Below are 18,845 nucleotides of genomic sequence, written 5' to 3' on the forward strand. Positions count from 1 at the left end.
GGCTCACTATAGGAAGGGTCCGTGAAATTGTCATGCCTGTCAGGCCAAGGATTTGCCACCGCGATGGAGAAGCGGCGCTCCCGTCGCTATACTCGGGCGTTTTTCACGACGTTCTGGCCACGATGAACAGCATACAGGTCAGGGGCGCACGCACCCACAACCTGAAGAATATCGACCTCGACATCCCGCGCGATCGCCTGGTGGTGATCACCGGCCTGTCCGGGTCGGGCAAATCCTCGCTCGCCTTCGACACGCTCTATGCGGAGGGGCAGCGGCGCTATGTCGAATCGCTGTCGACCTACGCGCGCCAGTTCCTGTCGATCATGGAAAAGCCCGATGTGGATCATATCGAGGGCCTGTCGCCGGCCATCTCGATCGAGCAGAAGTCCACCTCTCACAACCCGCGTTCCACCGTGGGCACCATCACCGAGATCCACGATTATCTGCGCCTGCTCTATGCGCGGGCCGGCGAGCCGCGCTGCCCGCGGCATGGCCTGCCGCTCGCGGCGCAGACCGTCAGCCAGATGGTCGATGCAGTACTGATGTTGCCGGAAGGAACCCGGCTGATGCTGCTCGCGCCGGTGGTGCGCGAACGCAAGGGCGAGCACCACCAGTTGCTCGAGCAGTTGCGCGGCAGCGGATTCGTGCGGGTGCGGGTCGACGGTCGGGTCAGCGAACTCGATGACGTCGGCGCGCTCGACAAGCAACGCAAGCACACCATCGAGGTGGTAGTGGACCGGTTTCGGGTGCGCTCCGACCTGGCGCTGCGCCTCGCGGAATCCTTTGAATCGGCACTGGCGCTTGGTGACGGGCTGGCGATGATCGCCGCGATGGATGAACCAGGACCGGAGCAGATATTTTCCGCACGTTTTGCCTGCCCCGAGTGCGGACACAGCATTCCCGCTCTGGAGCCACGGCTGTTCTCGTTCAACAACCCGGCCGGTGCCTGCCCCACCTGTGACGGTCTTGGCGTGCAGCAATTCTTCGACGTCGAGCGCATTGTGCAACACCCGGAAGCGAGCCTCGCGCGCGGGGCGATACGCGGCTGGGACAAGCGCAGCGTCTACTATTTCCACCTGCTCGGCTCGCTGGCCGAGCACTACGGCTTCAGCGTCGACACGCCGTTCGAACAACTCGGCCCGGAGCATCGCCAGCGTGTCCTGTTCGGCAGTGGCAACGAAACCATCCGTTTCAGCTATGTGAACGATCGCGGCGACGTTATCCAGCGTACCCATACCTTCGAGGGCATCGTACCGAACCTGGAACGGCGCTATCGCGAAACCGATTCCGCTGCCGTGCGCGAGGAACTGGCAAAATTCATCGGCGTGCGGCGCTGCGACGATTGCGCTGGGAGCCGCTTGCGTCCGGAGGCCCGCCACGTTTTTGTCGATGACCGCACCCTGCCGGAAATCGCCGCATTGCCGGTCGGCGAGGCCCACGATTATTTCCAGCGGCTCAGCCTCGAGGGCCGCCGCGGCCAGATCGCCGAAAAGATCCAGAAAGAACTGCAGAGCCGGCTTGGCTTCCTGGTCAACGTCGGGCTGAACTACCTGACCCTCGATCGCAGCGCCGATACCCTCTCGGGCGGTGAGGCGCAGCGTATCCGGCTTGCCAGCCAGATCGGGGCCGGGCTGGTCGGAGTGATGTACATCCTGGACGAGCCTTCGATCGGCTTGCACCAGCGCGATAACGCGCGCCTGCTCGCCACCCTCACGCACCTGCGCGATATCGGCAACACCGTGATCGTCGTCGAGCATGACGAGGAAGCGATCCGTCGCGCCGATCACGTGATCGACATCGGACCAGGCGCCGGTACCCATGGCGGCGAGATCGTGGCCTGCGGCTCGGTTGCCGACGTGATGAACTCGGCGCGCTCGATCACCGGGGACTATCTGGCGCGCCGGCGCGCCATTTCGATACCGATGCTGCGCACGCCACGCAATCCCGAACGCCTGCTCGTGCTGCACGGCGCCTGTGGCAACAATCTCAGGAACATCAGCGTGGAATTGCCGGTCGGCCTGTTCACCTGCGTGACCGGAGTATCGGGATCCGGCAAATCGACGTTGATCAACAACACGCTGTATCCGGTTGCCGCGACCCAACTCAATGGAGCAACCACGCTGCAGGCGGCAGAACATGCGGGTATACGCGGACTCGAAAACTTCGACAAATGCATCGATATCGACCAGAGTCCGATCGGGCGCACGCCACGCTCCAATCCCGCCACCTACACCGGGTTGTTCACGCCGATCCGCGAACTGTTCGCGGGCACGCCCGAGGCCCGCTCGCGCGGCTACGGCCCCGGTCGCTTCAGCTTCAATGTGAAGGGCGGGCGTTGCGAGGCATGCCAGGGCGATGGCGTGACCCGCGTCGAGATGCATTTTCTGCCCGATGTCTACGTATCTTGCGAGATTTGCAAAGGCCAGCGCTACAATCGTGAAACGCTGGACATCCAGTACAAGGGCCGCAATATCCATGAGGTCCTGAACATGACCATCGACGAAGCGACCACGTTCTTCAGCGCGATACCAGCGCTGCATCGCAAGCTCGAGACGCTGATGGAAGTGGGGCTTTCCTACCTGCGCCTGGGGCAGGCCGCGACCACGCTCTCCGGTGGCGAGGCGCAGCGGGTCAAGCTCGCACGCGAGTTGTCCAAACGCGACACCGGCAAGACGCTCTACATCCTCGATGAGCCAACCACCGGCCTGCATTTCCACGATATCCAGCAGTTGCTGAACGTGCTGCACCGGTTGCGCGATCACGGCAATACCGTGGTGGTGATCGAACATAATCTCGACGTGATCAAGACCGCCGACTGGATCATCGATCTCGGACCGGAGGGCGGCGATGGTGGCGGTGAGATACTGGCAAGCGGCACTCCCGAGCAGATCGCGGCATGTACCACGTCGCACACCGGTCGCTTCCTTGCGCCGTTGTTCGCCGTTCCCGCGGTCCACCGCGACCTGGCCGCCGGTACCTAGCCGTGCGCAAGCCGCGGCATACGGTGCCTGATCAGTTCTGGCATATACGGCGCGCGGGTGGCCGCGCCGGATTCCTCCAGGCGGAGCACTGAAAACCATGCGGATCCTGGTCACGGGTGGCGCTGGCTATATCGGCTCGCATACCTGCGTGGAATTGCTTGCCGACGGGCACGAGGTCGTGGTGATCGACAACCTCGGCAACAGCAGCGCGCTGGCGCTCGATCGCGTGCGCGCCATCAGCGGTCGCGACCTGGAGTTTCATCACGCCGACCTGCGCGACCGAGCCGCGTTGCGGCGGCTGTTCGCAGACCGGTCATTCGACGCCGTGATCCATTTCGCCGGTCTCAAGGCGGTCGGGGAGTCAGTCGAGAAGCCGCTTCTGTACTACGAAAACAATATCGGCGGCACACTTGCGCTGCTGGAAGCAATGAAGGAGGTGGGGCTGCGACGCCTGGTTTTCAGCTCATCGGCTACCGTTTACGGAGATCCCGCGACCGTTCCGATACGCGAGGATTTCCCCCTTTCGGCCAGCAACCCCTATGGCCGGACAAAATTGTTCATCGAGGAAATACTGCGTGATCTGCAGCGTGCCGAACCAGAGTGGGATATCGTGCTGCTGCGCTATTTCAACCCGGTTGGCGCGCACGTCAGCGGGTTGATCGGCGAGGATCCCGCGGGCATCCCGAACAACTTGATGCCGTTCGTGAGCCAGGTCGCGGTGGGCAAACTGGAGTGTCTCAACGTTTGGGGCAACGACTACCCGACCCCGGATGGCACGGGTGTGCGTGACTATATCCACGTCGTGGACCTGGCCCGCGGGCATCTTGCCGCATTGCAGTTTCAGCCTGGCGGCGGCGTACGTACCTACAATCTCGGTACCGGTCGTGGCTATTCGGTATTGGAAATGGTCGCCGCATTCGAACGTGCCAGCGGGCGCCGGGTAAAATACCGGTGCGCGCCGCGACGTCCGGGCGATGTGGCGAGCTGCTATGCCGACCCTGCGCTGGCGGAGGCAGAGCTGGGCTGGCATGCACGCCTTGACCTCGACTCGATGTGTCGCGATGCATGGAACTGGCAATCGCGTAATCCCCTGGGCTACCGAGGCTAGCGACGCACGGGGCAATGGTGTACCAAAGTCCAATTTCGACACCCGTATTGACTCTCTATACTTGATCGCAAGTGGCAACACCATGAGCTTCATGGAACCACTCCATTAGCAGCGCTCGATGCGTAACGCGAGATTCGGTGGTTTCCACCCCTGGCGCAGCGTCGGGGCAAAATCAACAAAGGAGAACTGAAGATGGCCTTTATCCTTGGCACCCCGGACAACGATACCCTGGACGGTACACTGAAGGCGGACACATTTACCGGGGGCGAGGGGGCCGACACCATCAATGGGTCCCAAGGTGTTGATATAGCGGTATATTCCGGAAACGCCGCCGACTATCGCCTCGGTTGGTCGAACGGCTCCTATACCGTGACCGATCTCAACTTGAACGATGGCAACGACGGTGCCGATGTCCTTACCGGCATCGAAACCCTGCGCTTCGCCGATCGCGATTACGCCCTGCCACCCATCGGTGAATTCCGCGCCACCATCACCACCTTGAATGACCAGATGAACCCGTCCCTGGCGGTGCTGACCGATGGCAGCACGATCATCACCTGGGATTCGTATTCGCCTTCCGGTACCGGGGTTACCGGCATTGGCGCGCAGCGCTTCGACGTCAATGGAATGGCGGTGGGCCCGGAATTCCTGGTCAATACGATCACTCAGGGCGCACAGAGCGATCCGTTCGTCGCAGCGCTGGCAAATGGCGGGTTCGTGATCGCTTGGGAATCGGGAGACGGCAAAGACGCCCAAAAAGGTATTTTTGGACGTCTCTATAATGCCGAGGGCGTGGCGCAAGGCGGCGAATTCCGGGTCAACACAACGACGGAGTCACAACAATTGGATCCCGTGATCGCCGGGCTTGCCGACGGAGGATTCGTGGTGAGCTGGGCTTCCAACCTGCAGGACGGCAGCGGATACGGGGTCTATGCCCAGCGCTATGACGCGAGCGGGGTCGCGCAGGGCGGCGAGATTCCCGTGAACAGCTACACGATTGGCGACCAGTCGGGACCGAGCATCAGCGCACTAGCCAGCGGCGGTTTTGTCGTGACTTGGGCCTCAGACGGCCAGGATGGGGACTCGAGCGGAGTGTATGCGCAGCGTTTCGATGCCAATGGCGCCACGGTGGGCAGCGAATTTCTCGTCAATACCGAGATTGTGAATATCCAGAACCAGTCTGTCGTTACCGAGCTCGCCAATGGTGATCTGGTATTCAGCTGGCGCTCGCAATATCAGGACGGTGGGCTGGGCGGCGTTTACGCCCAGCGCTTCGATTCCGATGGCGTTGCCCAATCCACCGAGTTCCGGGTCAATACCACCGTTGCCGAATCCCAGCGTTCCCCATCGATTACCGCTCTCGAGGGAGGCGGATTTGTCATCGTATGGGAATCGCAGTTGCAGGACGGGAGTGCGGAAGGAGTTTACGCACAGATCTACAGCGACACCGGCGTTCCCGTAGGTGGCGAATTCCGCATCAACAGCACCACCGCGGATGCCCAGGCCAGCCCGGAGGTCGCCGCGACTTCCGATGGCGGTTTTATCGTGACGTGGACTTCCATGGGCCAGGACGGCAGCCTGCAAGGCATCTTTGCCCAACGGTTCACTTCCGGTGGGGAGGCTCTGGCGCCCAGCGTGCACGGCACCAGCGGTGACGACACGATCGATCTGCGCGGCGACGGGTTGAGCGGCGTGGGACACGCCGGCAATGACACCTATGTCGTGTTGTTTTCGAACACCCAGCTGGTTGAGGCCCCCGGCGAAGGTACGGATCAGGTCAAATCCGTCATCAGCTGGACTCTCGGCGACAATCTGGAAAATCTCAACCTGATCGGTGGCGCCGCCATCGACGGTACCGGCAACGAGCTTGCCAACAATATTGCCGGGAATACCGCCGCCAACCTCCTCAGCGGTGGCGCCGGCAATGACACCCTGATCGGTGGCGCCGGTAACGATACGCTCGACGGCGGTGCCGATGTCGATGTGCTGCGAGGCGGCGCGGACGATGATACATACCTGGTCACCGCAGGCGACTCGGTTGTGGAAGCGTCGGGGCAAGGCACGGATAACGTCATCAGCACCGTATCGTTCGTACTGTCCGCGAACGTGGAAAACCTCAAGCTCAAAGGCTGGGATGCCATCAACGGCACCGGAAACGGGCTTGCAAACACCATTTCCGGAAACAGCGGATCAAATATCCTTCTCGGCGGCGGCGGTGCTGACCTGCTGCAGGGCGGTGGCGGAAACGACACCCTGAACGGGGAAGGCGGGACCGACACCCTGCAAGGTGGATCCGGCGACGATACTTACTACACCAGCCCCACCGATTCGATAATCGAAGGACTCAACTCGGGTTATGACACCGTGTACAGCTCCATCAATTGGACGCTGAGCGCAAATCTCGAAAAGCTGGTGCTCACCGGAGCTGCCCTCAAGGGAAAGGGGAATTCACTGGACAACACGCTGCTCGGAACCGAGTCGCGCAACATCCTGAATGGCAACGCGGGAAATGACGATATCGACGGCGGAGGCGGCAACGACCTGCTTCTGGGCGGATCCGGAAACGATACGATCAACGGTGGAGATGGCATTGACAACTTGCGCAGCGGTGACGGCAACGACATCCTGACGGGAGGAGCGGGGCCAGACGCGTTCAGCTTTGACAGCGCACTCTCCGATGTGACCAACGTCGATACCATCACCGATTTCGAGCATCTCAGCGACAAGATGCGCCTGGATGACGACATCTTCACGGCATTCAATGCCGGAGTCTCGAACAAGGTGCTTGCGGGGCAGCTGGTCCAGGGCGATGGACTGACGACGGCACAGGACGCAGACGATCACATCATCTACGACACCGGCAGCGGCGCGCTGTACTACGATGCCGACGGCAACGGCGCAGGTGCGGCAGTGCAGTTCGCGCAACTTGGTACCGGCTCGCATCCGACGATAAGCGAAGCCGATTTCGTGATCATCGCCTGAGCGTTTCAGGCACCAACAAAAAAGCCGGGCAATCGCCCGGCTTTTTTGTATCCGCGCGCTTCTCAGTCTTCGCTGTCAGCAGCGGCTTCGCTCCGCGGACGGTCAACCAGTTCGACATAGGCCATCGGTGAGGCATCGCCGGCACGGAAGCCGCACTTGAGAATCCGGATATAGCCACCGGGACGGGTCTTGTAACGGGGACCGAGTTCGGTAAAGAGCTTGCCCACTGCTTCCTTGCTGCCGGTGCGGCTCATGGCCAGCCGACGATTGGCGACGGAGTCGCTCTTCGCCAGGGTGATCAACGGCTCCGCATAGCGGCGCAATTCCTTGGCCTTCGGCAGAGTGGTCTTGATCAGTTCATGCTCGACCAGCGAAATGGCCATATTGCGGAACATCGCCTTGCGATGCGAGCTGTTTCTGTTGAGCTGACGTCCTGCGGTACGGTGGCGCATTTTCCTGGTCCTGTATCAACTGTTGTCCGCGACTGGTATCAGTGCGCGCGGCCTTCTGTCTTCAGACTCGCTGGCGGCCAGCTCTCGAGACGGAGTCCCAGAGACAGGCCACGCGATGCGAGCACGTCCTTGATTTCGGTAAGCGACTTCTTGCCCAGATTGGGGGTTTTCAGCAGCTCGACCTCGGTGCGTTGCACCAGATCACCGATGTAGTAGATATTCTCCGCCTTGAGGCAGTTGGCCGAACGAACGGTGAGTTCGAGGTCATCGACCGGGCGCAGCAATATCGGATCGACTTCGGGTCCTTCGCCCTTGATCACGCCAACCGGTTCGCGGTCTTTCAATTCGACAAACACCGCGAGTTGCTCGTGCAGAATCGTCGCGGCGCGGCGGATTGCCTCCTCCGGATCGATCGTGCCATTGGTCTCGAGATCGATCACCAGCTTGTCGAGGTCGGTGCGCTGTTCGACGCGCGTCGCTTCCACGTTGTAGGCAACGCGACGCACCGGCGTGAAGCTGGCATCGAGTTGCAGACGACCGATAGAGCGGGTTTCCTCTTCGCTGGTACGCGAATCGGCCGGCACATAGCCACGCCCTCGTTCGATCTTGATCTGCATCTTGAGCTGGCCACCGGAATGCAGATGCGCAATCACGTGTTCCGGGTTGCGGATTTCCACTTCGTGATCGAGCTGGATGTCGGCAGCGGTAACAACGCCCGGCCCCTTTTTGCTCAACGTGAGCGTGGTCTGTTCACGCCCGTGCATCACCACAGCCAGACCTTTGAGATTGAGCAGGATATCGATGACATCCTCCTGCACGCCCTCGATGGTGCTGTACTCGTGCAGAACGCCGTCTATCTCCACCTCGGTTACCGCGCAACCAGGCATGGAAGAAAGCAGGATACGACGCAGCGCATTGCCGAGCGTATGCCCAAAACCGCGCTCCAGAGGTTCAAGAGTGACCCTCGCACGCGTGGCAGCCACCTGCTGAACATCGATGAGACGCGGCGTGAGGAATTCGCTAACGGTCGCTTGCATATGACACCTGCAGTTTGATTCCGGGGAGACCCTTACTTGGAGTAAAGCTCCACGATCAGGTTTTCGTTGATCTCGGAGGACAGATCGATGCGGTCTGGAGTGCGCTTGAGCGTGCCTTCCAGCTTGTTCGCATCCACTTCGAGCCACTCGGCAGCACCGCGCTGCGCCGCAAGCGCCATCGCCGACTGGATCCGCAACTGGTTCCTGGACCGCTCGCGCACGGTGATCACATCACCCGCCTGGACCTGGTACGAGGGTATGTTCACCTTGCGGCCATTGACCAGGATCGCGCTGTGCGCGACGAGCTGCCGGGATTCTGCCCGCGTGCAGCCGAAACCCATGCGATAGACCACGTTGTCGAGGCGGCATTCCAGCAGTTGCAGCAGGTTTTCACCGGTCGCACCGCGCAGGCGTGCCGCCTGCTTGTAATAATTGCGGAACTGCTTCTCGAGGACGCCATAAATGCGGCGCACTTTCTGCTTCTCGCGCAACTGTACTCCGTAATCGGAGAGGCGGCCACGGCGCAGGCCATGCTGCCCGGGCGCAGTTTCAGTCTTGCACTTCGAGTCGAGCGAGCGCACACCACTTTTAAGAAAGAGGTCGGTGCTCTCGCGACGGGAAAGCTTGCAAGTAGGTCCGAGATATCTCGCCATTCCAGTTTACCCTGATCTGATTGGATTACACGCGACGTTTCTTGGGTGGCCGGCAACCGTTGTGCGGTATCGGCGTGACGTCGGTGATGTTGGTGATCTTGTAGCCGCAGGCATTCAGTGCGCGTACCGCCGATTCGCGACCCGGACCGGGGCCCTTGACCTGGACATCCAGATTCTTGAGTCCGTACTCGAGCGCGATGTTGCCGGCCTTCTCCGCCGCAACCTGGGCAGCAAACGGCGTGCTCTTGCGCGATCCGCGGAAACCCGCACCACCCGAAGTCGCCCAGCTCAGTGTGTTGCCCTGGCGGTCGGTGATCGTGACGATGGTGTTGTTGAAGGACGCGTGGATATGAGCCACGCCATCGGCCACCTGACGGCGGACCTTCTTCTTGACAACCTTCCCGGAGGCGGGCTTGGCCATGTTTCTTTCCTGTAATTCCCGTTGGCCGCCGTAGCGGAGCTGTTACTTGCGGATCTGGCGACGCGGGCCCTTGCGGGTGCGCGCATTGGTCTTGGTACGCTGGCCACGAACCGGCAATCCGCGTCGATGACGCAAACCACGGTAGCAACCGAGGTCCATGAGACGCTTGATGCTCATGTTCACTTCGCGTCGCAGATCACCTTCGACGGAGTGCCTGGCCACTGCGCCACGCAGGGCTTCAACCTGTTCCTCTGACAACGACGAAATCCGCACGTCCTGCGCCACATTGGCCAGCTCGCAGATCCGTTTCGCGGTGGATCGTCCGACCCCGAAAATATAGGTCAGCGAGATCACCGTGTGCTTGTTGTCGGGTATGTTGACTCCAGCAATACGAGCCATTCAGATCACTCCGTTAAAGGCCGGCCAAATGCCTGCGAAAAAGCGCGGCATCATAGCCTCGGCATACATCCAAATCAACCGCAACGCAGCGCGTCGCGTACTTTTCCCACTCAGCCCTGTCGCTGCTTGTGGCGCGGTTCGACCTTGCAGATCACACGCACCGTCCCCTTGCGACGGACAACCTTGCAATTGCGGCAGATCTTCTTTACCGACGCTTGTACTTTCATGCTCAACTCCCTGTGGCCGGCTCAACGCCGGCCAAAGCTCTTCAGATTTGCCTTCTTCAGCAGCGAGTCGTACTGGCTTGACATCAGGTGCGATTGCACCTGCGCCATGAAATCCATCACGACAACCACCACGATGAGGAGCGATGTACCCCCCAGATAAAACGGCACGTTCCACATCACCACCATGGCCTGGGGCATCAGGCAAACGGCGGTCATGTAAGCCGCACCGAACATCGTGAGGCGTGTCAGCACTCCATCGATGAAATTCGCCGTCTGCTCGCCCGGCCGGATCCCCGGCACATAGGCGCCCGATTTCTTCAGGTTGTCCGCAACTTCCTTGGGATTGAATACCAGCGCCGTATAGAAGAAGCAGAAAAACACGATCAATACGGTAAACAGCAGGATATTGAGTGGCTGCCCCGGGCCGATCATGAAAGCCACATCCTGCAGCCATTGCATGTTCTGGGCCGATTGTCCGAACCACTGGGCAATCGATGCGGGAAACAACAGGATGCTGCTCGCGAAGATCGCCGGTATCACCCCCGACATGTTTACCTTGAGCGGCAGATGGCTCGATTGCCCCTGTACCACCCTGCGCCCCACCTGGCGCTTGGCATAATTCACCGTAATCCGCCGCTGACCCCGCTCGATACGCACGATCAGAAAAACCACACCCACGGCGATCGCGAGAATCACCAGCATGACCAGGATATTCAGTTCGCCCTGGCGCGCCTGCTCGATGGTCTGGCCCAGCGCACGGGGCAACCCGGCCACGATACCGGCAAAGATCAGCATCGAGATGCCATTGCCGACACCACGCTCGGTGATCTGTTCACCAAGCCACATCATGAACATCGCACCGGTCACCAATGACACGATCGCGACAAAAATGACGCTGAAGCTGCTTGCGTAGAACAGCCCCTGGGCACCCATGCCCACCGCCATTCCGCTGGCCTGCACCGCCGCCAGCAACAGCGTTCCGTAGCGCGTGTACTGGGTGATCTTGCGTCTTCCTGCCTCACCCTCTTTCTTCAACTGTTCGAGCTGTGGCGTAACCGAAGACATCAACTGCACAATGATCGATGCCGAGATATAGGGCATCACGCCAAGTGCCATCACGCTCATCCGCTCCAGTGCGCCACCCGAGAACATGTTGAACAGGCCAACGATGGTTCCCTGGTTCTGGTTGAACAGATGTGCCAGCTGATCCGGATTTATCCCCGGCACCGGAATATGGGTGCCGATGCGGTAGACGATCAGCCCCAGGAACAGGAAGCGCAGCCGCGCCCACAGCTCACCGAGCCCTGCCTGGTTTACCGCTCCCTGCGGCAGCTTTGCCATTTATTCCTCGACCCTGCCGCCCGCAGCCTCGATTGCGCTGCGCGCTCCCTTGGTAACCACGATGCCCTTGAGACTGAGAGCCCTGCCGATCTCGCCCGACCGGAAAACACGGACCCGTTCGATATCACGCGAAATCACGTTCGAAGCCTTGAGGGTGTCGAGGTCGACCACATCGCCTTCAATCCTGTTCAGCTCGGACAGCCGCAGTTGGGCCGTGACCATCGCAATACGCGAGGTGAAGCCATATTTCGGCAGGCGTTGCTGCAACGGCATCTGGCCGCCTTCAAAACCGGGACGGACGTTGCCGCTCTTGCGCGCCTTCTGTCCCTTGTGTCCACGGCCGCAGGTTTTGCCGGTGCCGCTGCCAATGCCACGACCAACACGCTTCGCTGCCTGCCGGTGTCCAGGCGCGGAACTCATCGTATTGAGTCGCATCGTTTGCTCGCTCATGGTCATGCACCTTCAACCTTCAACAGGTAATGGATCCTGTTGATCATTCCACGTATCGACGGCGTGTCCTGCACTTCGACCACATGGCCGATACGTCGCAGGCCAAGCCCCATGACGCAGGCACGGTGGCTCTTGAGCCGTCCTGCGGTGCTGCGCAGCAGCGTAACCTTCAACTTTTTTTCCTGGTTCGTCATCGCCTTGTCCCCTGAATTCAGCTGCTGATCTCGGCGAGAGTCTTGCCACGCTTGGCCGCTATTTCCTCGGGCGAACGCACCGAACTCAGCGCTGCGATAGTCGCGCGCACCACATTCACCGGGTTCGTGGAACCGTAGATCTTGGCCAGCACGTTCTCGACACCTGCAATTTCCAGCACTGCGCGCATCGCGCCACCGGCGATCACGCCAGTACCTTCCGAGGCAGGCTGCATATAGACCTTCGAGGCCCCATGTCCGCCTTTCACGGCGTACTGAATGGTTCCCCGGTCGAGCTCTACCTGGATCATGTTGCGACGTGCCGCATCCATGGCCTTCTGGATGGCAGCCGGCACTTCGCGGGCCTTGCCACGTCCGAAGCCAACCTTGCCCTTGCCGTCACCGACGACCGTCAGTGCAGTGAAGGCGAAAATACGTCCGCCCTTCACGACCTTGGCAACGCGATTGACCTGAACCAGCTTCTCCTTGAAGCCCTCGTTTCCGACCGAATCCTGCTTCTCGAACGCCATAATCGTACCCTAGAATTCCAATCCGCCTTCGCGCGCACCGTCGGCCAGAGCCTTGACACGCCCGTGATACCGGAAGCCGCCGCGGTCGAAGGCCACCTTCGTGATACCTGCCACCCTGGCACGCTCGGCAATCATTTTGCCAACCACGCCAGCCGCTTCCGAATTCCCCGTCTTCCCGCTGCGCAAATCCTTGTCCAGGGTAGACGCGCTTGCGAGCACCTGGTTTCCCTCGGGGGAGATGATCTGTGCATAGATATGACGCGGGGTCCGGTGCACGCTCAGACGGTATACGCCCAATTCGCGCATCTTTGCCCGACCGCGTCGCGCGCGGCGCAATCTCGCTGCCTGCTTATCGCTCATGACTGTGACCTACTTCTTCTTCGCTTCCTTGCGACGCACGTTTTCGTCCGCATAACGGACACCCTTGCCTTTGTAAGGCTCGGGCGGACGGAAAGAACGGATTTCCGCCGCCACCTGACCGAGCAACTGCTTGTCGGCACCCTTCAATACGATCTCGGTCTGTATCGGCGTTTCCGCACTGACACCTTCCGGCAGCTCGTACTCGATCGGATGCGAGAAACCGAGTGTCAGCGCCAGGGTTTTTCCCTTCGCCGCCGCGCGATACCCGACACCAATCAGCTGCAGCTTGCGCTCGAAACCACCGGTAACGCCTTTGACCATGTTGTCAACGAGTACGCGGGTCGTTCCGGCCAGGGCATCGGCAGCTGTCGCTGACGTGCGCGGGGCGAAACTCAGCTGGTCTCCATCCCGGGAGACCTCCACCGACTCGTGCACGGTCAGTTCCAGCGAACCCTTGCTCCCCTTGACCTTTACCGCACTGCCGCTCAACGTCACTTCGACGCCTTTTGGCACGACTACGGGGTTTTTTGCGACTCTGGACATGATTTCAATCCGCCGATAATTCCGTTACATCAAAATACTGTGCAGAGCACTTCGCCGCCGATACCCGCGGCACGGGCGGCGCGATCCGTCATCACGCCCTTGCTGGTCGAGATGATCGCAATGCCGAGGCCTCCGCGCACCTTCGGCAGCGCGTCCGTGCCGGCATAGCGGCGCAATCCCGAACGGCTCACCCGGCCGATCTCGGCGATCACCGGCTTGCCTTCGAAATACTTCAGGGTGATTTCCATGACGGGCTTCCCGTCTTCGGCGCTCACCTTGAAACCCGCCACGTAACCTTCGTCCTTGAGAACGCGTGCAATCGCGACCTTTTTGGTCGAAGACGGCATCCTGACCGTTGGCTTCGCACGCGCCTGGGCGTTGCGAATGCGGGTCAACATGTCCGCGATAGGATCCTGCATGCTCATTTCTATTCCACCTCGCGGTTTTTTTACCAGCTCGACTTGACCAGGCCCGGGATATCCCCGCGCATGGCCGCTTCGCGCAACTTGTTGCGACCAAGACCGAAACGACGATATACGCCGCGCGGCCTGCCGGTGATTTCGCAACGGGTGCGCTGACGCACAGGGCTCGAGTCACGCGGGAGTTTCTGCAATGCCGTCTGTGCTTCCCAACGCAGCTCGGCGACGAGCGTGGGGTTACGCGCCGCCGCTTTCAGTTCAGCGCGCTTTTTGGCGTACTTTGCCACCGTTCGTGCGCGCTTCTTTTCCCGCTCTACCATTGAAGTCTTGGCCATGGAAAACCCTTAACCCCTGAAAGGAAAATGGAACGCACGCAGCAGCGCGCGCGCTTCGTCATCGGTATTCGCCGTCGTGGATATCGAGATATCCATGCCGCGCAGCGCATCGATCTTGTCGTAATCGATCTCCGGAAAGATGATCTGCTCGGACACGCCCATCGAGAAGTTGCCACGGCCATCAAAGCTCTTGGCACTTATCCCGCGGAAGTCACGGATACGCGGAATCGCGATATCGATCAGACGCTCCAGGAATTCATACATGCGCTCGCGCCGCAACGTCACCTTGCAACCAACCGGCCAGCCCTCGCGGATCTTGAAACCGGCTATCGAATTGCGCGCCTTGGTGGCGACCGGACGCTGCCCGGAGATCAGCGTCATGTCGCCGATCGCGTTGTCCAGGATCTTTTTGTCCCCGACAGCCTCGCCCACGCCCATGTTCAGCGAGATCTTGGAAACCCGCGGCACCTGCATGATGCTGGTATAACCGAACTCGCTCATCAACCTGGGAACGATCTCGCTCTTGTACAACTCTTTGAATCTTGCCATTGCCATTACCCGTCGATGACTTCACCGGTGGAGCGAAACACCCGCACCTTGGTCTTGTCTTCCAGCACCTTGTAACCTACGCGATCCGCCTTGCCGGTCACCGGATTGACCAGCCCGACATTGGAAACATGCATTGATGCTTCCTTCTCGAGAATGCCACCCGCCGTGCCCAACTGCGGATTCGCCTTGGTGTGACGCTTGATCATGTTGATGCCCGACACAATGACGCGGTCATTGTCGAGCACGCGCACGATCTTGCCACGTTTGCCCTTGTCACGCCCGGTGATCACCACCACATCGTCGTCACGCTTGATCTTGCCCATTGCCTTGCCTCTTGCCCTTGCCGCCGCGCTCAAAGCACTTCGGGAGCCAACGAAATAATCCGCATAAACTTCTCGGTGCGCAATTCGCGCGTCACCGGCCCGAAGATGCGCGTGCCGATCGGTGCCATCTGGTTGTTCAGCAGAACAGCCGCGTTGTCGTCAAAGCGGATGATCGACCCGTCGGGACGACGCACGCCTTTGCGGGTCCGCACTACCACCGCGTTCATGACCTGGCCTTTCTTGACCCGGCCGCGCGGGATCGCGTCCTTGACCGTGACCTTGATCACGTCCCCCACGCGTGCATAGCGCCGATGCGATCCGCCCAGCACCTTGATGCACATCACACGGCGCGCGCCACTGTTGTCCGCTACATCCAGATACGATTCAGTCTGAATCATGGTCTACTCCAAACTTGCCGCGCGCGGCCTTTATATCCCCGAAACCGTCACGCATCCGCGCCAACGGAGCGCTCATCGATACTGACCAGCGCCCAGCTCTTGGTGCGCGACAGCGGACGCGTTTCACGGATCGTGACCAGGTCGCCCGCGCGACACTCGTTGTTCTCGTCGTGTGCATGCACTTTCGACGAGCGGGTCAGATATTTCCCGTACATCGGGTGCTTTACCCGGCGCTCCACCTTGATCGTGATCGTCTTGTCCATCTTGTCGCTCACCACTCTGCCGGTCAGCGTGCGGACCGCTTTCGTGCTCTCCCCGGTCATACTCACTTACCTGCCTTTTCCTTGAGGATGGTTTTTACCCGGGCGATGTCCCGACGTTGCGCCTTGATCAGGTGTGCCTGGCCGAGCTGGCCAGTGGCCTTCTGCAGCCGGAGCTTGAAGCGCGACTCGAGCAGGCGCAGCAACTCCTTGTTCAGGTCATCGACGGACCGGGCACGCATTTCTTTCACGTCCATCACATCACCGTCCTCTTCACGAACACCGTCGGTATCGGCAGTTTTGCTGCCGCCAGGGCCAGCGCCTCACGCGCCAGTTCCTCGCTTACCCCCTCGACCTCGTACAAGACCTTGCCCGGCTGGATCTGCGCCACCCAATACTCGACGCTTCCCTTGCCGCTTCCCATCCGCACTTCCAGCGGCTTCTTGGATATCGGCTTGTCGGGGAAAACGCGAATCCAGATCTTGCCACCGCGCTTGATGTGGCGCGTCATGGCTCGGCGCGCCGCCTCGATCTGCCGCGCCGTCAGGCGTCCACGCTCCGTGGTCTTCAGCCCGTACTCGCCGAAGCTCACTTTGCTGCCACGCTGCGCAAGGCCGCGATTGCGTCCCTTGAACTGTTTGCGAAATTTGGTCCGCTTTGGCTGTAACATCGCTACCTGCTCTCAGATTTTTGTCCGCAGTGGCTCTTACTTGGCCGCTGCCTGGGTTTCGCTACCCTTGCCAATGACTTCACCCTTGAAAACCCATACTTTCACGCCGATGATTCCATAGGTCGTGAGCGCCTCAAAGGTCGCGTAATCGATATCGGCGCGCAGGGTGTGCAACGGCACCCGCCCCTCGCGATACCACTCCGTACGTGCGATCTCGGTACCGCCAAGGCGGCCGCTGACCTGCACCTTCACGCCTTCGGCCCCGGCGCGCATCGCGCTCTGCACCACGCGCTTCATGGCGCGACGGAACATGATGCGCCGCTCCAGCTGCTGCGCCACGCCCTGGGCCAGCAACTTGGCATCGAGATCCGGCTTGCGCACCTCCTCGATGTTTATCTGCACCGGCACACCCATGCGCTGGGTCAGATCCTTGCGCAGGCGATCGACATCCTCGCCTTTCTTGCCGATCACGATGCCCGGACGCGCGGTATGCACGATGATGCGTGCGGTCTGCGCCAGGCGCTCGATCACCACGCGGCTGACCGATGCATTCTGCAGCCGTTTCTCGATATATTCGCGCGCCCTGATATCCGTGATCAGGTTCTTGGCGTAGCTCTTGCTGTCCGCATACCAAACCGAATTGTGCTTGCGAACAATACCGAGCCGGATGCCGGTCGGGTTAACTTTCTGACCCATCGTGTCTCCCGTTGTGCCTCAGTTGTCGGCAACCTTGACCGTGATATGGCAAGTACGCTTGCTGATGCGATCTGCGCGGCCCTTGGCGCGCGGCATGATTCGCTTCAGCGTGGTGCCCTCGTCCACGTATACCGAGCTCACTTTCAGCTCGTCGACATCCGCGCCTTCGTTGTGCTCGGCATTCGCAATCGCCGAATTCAACACCTTGCGCACCAATGCCGCAGCTTTCTTGGTGCTGAAACCCAGCGTATTCAGCGCCTCTTCAACCGGCTTGCCGCGAATCTGATCCGCAACCAATCGGGCTTTCTGCGCGGAAATCCGCGCGCCCTTGAGTCTTGCCATTACTTCCATCGTTGGCCCCTTGCCTACGCCTACTTCTTGGCCTTCTTGTCGCCGGCGTGCCCCTTGTAGGTGCGCGTCGCGGCGAATTCGCCCAGCTTGTGTCCGACCATTTCCTCGGACACGTGCACTGGCACGTGCTGACGCCCGTTGTGGACCGCAATCGTCAGCCCCACCATATCCGGTGCGATCATGGAACGGCGCGACCAGGTCTTGATCGGCCTCTTGTCGCTCTTGGCGACTGCCGTTTCGACCTTCTTTATCAAGTGAAGGTCGATGAACGGTCCTTTTTTCAGCGAACGTGGCACAGACTGAATCCTCTTGCTCTGTTTCCGGCTGTAAGGCCTGCCTTATTTCTTGCCGCGACGACGCACGATCATCGAGTCGGTGCGCTTGTTCGATCGCGTCTTGTATCCCTTGGTGGGCGTACCCCAGGGACTTACCGGATGACGTCCGCCGCTGGTGCGGCCTTCGCCGCCACCATGCGGGTGATCCACCGGGTTCATCGCCACACCGCGAACGGTGGGCCGGATGCCGCGCCAGCGCTTCGCGCCGGCCTTGCCCAACGAGCGCAGATTGTGCTCGGAGTTCGATACCTCGCCGATCGTGGCGCGACAATCGACCATGACCCGGCGCATTTCGCCGGAGCGCAAGCGCAGCGTCGCGTACTGACCCTCACGGGCAACCAGTTGCACACCGGCGCCGGCGCTGCGCGCGAGCTGCGCGCCTTTGCCAGGCTTCATTTCGATGCAATGCACCACGGAGCCCAGCGGGATGTTGCGCAGCGGCAAGGTGTTGCCTTCCTTGATCGGTGCAGTCTCGCCGGACACCACTTCATCACCGGCCTTGAGATTGCGCGAGGCAATCACATAGCGACGCTCTCCATCGCGATACAGTATCAGTGCAATGTGCGCGGTGCGGTTCGGATCGTATTCCAGCCGCTCGACAGTCGCCGGAATGCCGTCCTTGTCACGCTTGAAATCCACCATGCGGTAATGCTGACGATGCCCGCCACCCTGGTGACGCGTGGTTATCCGCCCCGAACTGTTGCGTCCACCGTGCCGGGACTGCTGCTCAAGCAGTGCCTTGTGCGGCTCACCCTTGTGCAGGCCCTTGTTGACGACCTGAACGACGAATCGCCTGCCTGGCGAAGTCGGCTTTTTCTTTACGACTGCCATCGT

At 60.6% G+C, this 18,845-nt stretch carries 27 protein-coding genes; 3 read left to right on the forward strand and 24 right to left on the reverse strand.

Translation table 11 applies throughout. From position 1 onward, the window contains the following. Positions 1-122: 122 nt before the first annotated feature. The 3 genes from uvrA (at position 123) to IPF49_07535 (ending at position 7,071) form a co-directional block, all read left to right on the forward strand. Positions 123-2,981, forward strand: coding sequence for an excinuclease ABC subunit UvrA (gene uvrA, locus IPF49_07525; protein MBK6287472.1), 2,859 nt, complete (start codon positions 123-125; stop codon positions 2,979-2,981). A 97-nt stretch (positions 2,982-3,078) separates the two neighbouring features. Further along, complete coding sequence (gene galE / locus IPF49_07530) at positions 3,079-4,089, forward strand: UDP-glucose 4-epimerase GalE (protein MBK6287473.1); 1,011 nt, start codon at positions 3,079-3,081, stop codon at positions 4,087-4,089. A 192-nt stretch (positions 4,090-4,281) separates the two neighbouring features. Then, entirely contained in the window at positions 4,282-7,071 is a 2,790-nt protein-coding gene (locus IPF49_07535) for a calcium-binding protein (GenBank protein ID MBK6287474.1), read from the forward strand. Between the two features lie 62 nt (positions 7,072-7,133). On the opposite strand, the gene rplQ is transcribed toward IPF49_07535, so the two are convergent. From rplQ to rplB, 24 genes are all read right to left on the reverse strand, one after another. Continuing rightward, on the reverse strand, positions 7,134-7,523 hold the full coding sequence (gene rplQ / locus IPF49_07540; protein MBK6287475.1) for a 50S ribosomal protein L17: 390 nt from the start codon (positions 7,521-7,523) through the stop codon (positions 7,134-7,136). Positions 7,524-7,561: 38 nt separating this feature from the next. After that, positions 7,562-8,560 carry a DNA-directed RNA polymerase subunit alpha gene (gene rpoA / locus IPF49_07545; GenBank protein ID MBK6287476.1) on the reverse strand — a complete coding sequence of 333 codons (999 nt, stop codon included), beginning with the start codon at positions 8,558-8,560 and terminating at the stop codon, positions 7,562-7,564. A gap of 32 nt (positions 8,561-8,592) precedes the next feature. Then, entirely contained in the window at positions 8,593-9,213 is a 621-nt protein-coding gene (rpsD, locus tag IPF49_07550; protein ID MBK6287477.1) for a 30S ribosomal protein S4, read from the reverse strand. 25 nt (positions 9,214-9,238) lie between these two features. Next, positions 9,239-9,634 carry a 30S ribosomal protein S11 gene (rpsK, locus tag IPF49_07555; GenBank protein MBK6287478.1) on the reverse strand — a complete coding sequence of 132 codons (396 nt, stop codon included), beginning with the start codon at positions 9,632-9,634 and terminating at the stop codon, positions 9,239-9,241. Between the two features lie 42 nt (positions 9,635-9,676). Beyond that, complete coding sequence (rpsM, locus tag IPF49_07560) at positions 9,677-10,033, reverse strand: 30S ribosomal protein S13 (GenBank protein MBK6287479.1); 357 nt, start codon at positions 10,031-10,033, stop codon at positions 9,677-9,679. Positions 10,034-10,143: 110 nt separating this feature from the next. After that, positions 10,144-10,260 carry a 50S ribosomal protein L36 gene (gene rpmJ / locus IPF49_07565; protein MBK6287480.1) on the reverse strand — a complete coding sequence of 39 codons (117 nt, stop codon included), beginning with the start codon at positions 10,258-10,260 and terminating at the stop codon, positions 10,144-10,146. A gap of 21 nt (positions 10,261-10,281) precedes the next feature. Further along, entirely contained in the window at positions 10,282-11,601 is a 1,320-nt protein-coding gene (secY, locus tag IPF49_07570; GenBank protein ID MBK6287481.1) for a preprotein translocase subunit SecY, read from the reverse strand. After that, positions 11,602-12,036 carry a 50S ribosomal protein L15 gene (rplO, locus tag IPF49_07575; GenBank protein ID MBK6287482.1) on the reverse strand — a complete coding sequence of 145 codons (435 nt, stop codon included), beginning with the start codon at positions 12,034-12,036 and terminating at the stop codon, positions 11,602-11,604. Between the two features lie 17 nt (positions 12,037-12,053). Further along, on the reverse strand, positions 12,054-12,245 hold the full coding sequence (gene rpmD, locus IPF49_07580) for a 50S ribosomal protein L30 (protein MBK6287483.1): 192 nt from the start codon (positions 12,243-12,245) through the stop codon (positions 12,054-12,056). Between the two features lie 17 nt (positions 12,246-12,262). After that, positions 12,263-12,772 carry a 30S ribosomal protein S5 gene (gene rpsE / locus IPF49_07585; protein MBK6287484.1) on the reverse strand — a complete coding sequence of 170 codons (510 nt, stop codon included), beginning with the start codon at positions 12,770-12,772 and terminating at the stop codon, positions 12,263-12,265. A 9-nt stretch (positions 12,773-12,781) separates the two neighbouring features. After that, complete coding sequence (rplR, locus tag IPF49_07590; GenBank protein MBK6287485.1) at positions 12,782-13,132, reverse strand: 50S ribosomal protein L18; 351 nt, start codon at positions 13,130-13,132, stop codon at positions 12,782-12,784. Between the two features lie 9 nt (positions 13,133-13,141). Next, positions 13,142-13,675, reverse strand: a complete 534-nt coding sequence (rplF, locus tag IPF49_07595; GenBank protein MBK6287486.1) for a 50S ribosomal protein L6 — start codon at positions 13,673-13,675, stop codon at positions 13,142-13,144. Between the two features lie 29 nt (positions 13,676-13,704). Continuing rightward, the gene (gene rpsH / locus IPF49_07600; GenBank protein MBK6287487.1) at positions 13,705-14,100 is read right to left on the reverse strand and encodes a 30S ribosomal protein S8; all 396 of its coding nucleotides are present in this window, start codon (positions 14,098-14,100) and stop codon (positions 13,705-13,707) included. Positions 14,101-14,123: 23 nt separating this feature from the next. After that, positions 14,124-14,429 (reverse strand): 30S ribosomal protein S14, encoded by a 306-nt coding sequence (gene rpsN, locus IPF49_07605; protein ID MBK6287488.1) that lies wholly within the window; start codon positions 14,427-14,429, stop codon positions 14,124-14,126. A 9-nt stretch (positions 14,430-14,438) separates the two neighbouring features. Continuing rightward, positions 14,439-14,978 (reverse strand): 50S ribosomal protein L5, encoded by a 540-nt coding sequence (gene rplE / locus IPF49_07610; protein ID MBK6287489.1) that lies wholly within the window; start codon positions 14,976-14,978, stop codon positions 14,439-14,441. 5 nt (positions 14,979-14,983) lie between these two features. Beyond that, on the reverse strand, positions 14,984-15,301 hold the full coding sequence (rplX, locus tag IPF49_07615) for a 50S ribosomal protein L24 (GenBank protein MBK6287490.1): 318 nt from the start codon (positions 15,299-15,301) through the stop codon (positions 14,984-14,986). 29 nt (positions 15,302-15,330) lie between these two features. After that, entirely contained in the window at positions 15,331-15,699 is a 369-nt protein-coding gene (rplN, locus tag IPF49_07620; GenBank protein MBK6287491.1) for a 50S ribosomal protein L14, read from the reverse strand. A 47-nt stretch (positions 15,700-15,746) separates the two neighbouring features. Further along, positions 15,747-16,022, reverse strand: coding sequence for a 30S ribosomal protein S17 (gene rpsQ, locus IPF49_07625; GenBank protein ID MBK6287492.1), 276 nt, complete (start codon positions 16,020-16,022; stop codon positions 15,747-15,749). Positions 16,023-16,024: 2 nt separating this feature from the next. Then, on the reverse strand, positions 16,025-16,216 hold the full coding sequence (gene rpmC / locus IPF49_07630) for a 50S ribosomal protein L29 (GenBank protein MBK6287493.1): 192 nt from the start codon (positions 16,214-16,216) through the stop codon (positions 16,025-16,027). Further along, positions 16,216-16,629, reverse strand: a complete 414-nt coding sequence (gene rplP / locus IPF49_07635) for a 50S ribosomal protein L16 (protein MBK6287494.1) — start codon at positions 16,627-16,629, stop codon at positions 16,216-16,218. The genes rpmC and rplP overlap by 1 nt, the downstream gene beginning before the upstream one ends. Positions 16,630-16,665: 36 nt before the next feature. Further along, a complete protein-coding gene (gene rpsC / locus IPF49_07640) occupies positions 16,666-17,325 on the reverse strand; it encodes a 30S ribosomal protein S3 (GenBank protein ID MBK6287495.1) in 660 nt (219 codons plus the stop codon). An 18-nt stretch (positions 17,326-17,343) separates the two neighbouring features. After that, positions 17,344-17,676, reverse strand: coding sequence for a 50S ribosomal protein L22 (gene rplV / locus IPF49_07645; GenBank protein MBK6287496.1), 333 nt, complete (start codon positions 17,674-17,676; stop codon positions 17,344-17,346). 20 nt (positions 17,677-17,696) lie between these two features. After that, positions 17,697-17,972, reverse strand: coding sequence for a 30S ribosomal protein S19 (gene rpsS, locus IPF49_07650; GenBank protein ID MBK6287497.1), 276 nt, complete (start codon positions 17,970-17,972; stop codon positions 17,697-17,699). 42 nt (positions 17,973-18,014) lie between these two features. Then, a complete protein-coding gene (rplB, locus tag IPF49_07655) occupies positions 18,015-18,842 on the reverse strand; it encodes a 50S ribosomal protein L2 (GenBank protein ID MBK6287498.1) in 828 nt (275 codons plus the stop codon). Between the last annotated feature and the right edge of the window lie 3 nt (positions 18,843-18,845).

The organism is Gammaproteobacteria bacterium (assembly GCA_016705365.1).
Classification (GTDB): Bacteria; Pseudomonadota; Gammaproteobacteria; order Pseudomonadales; family UBA5518; genus UBA5518.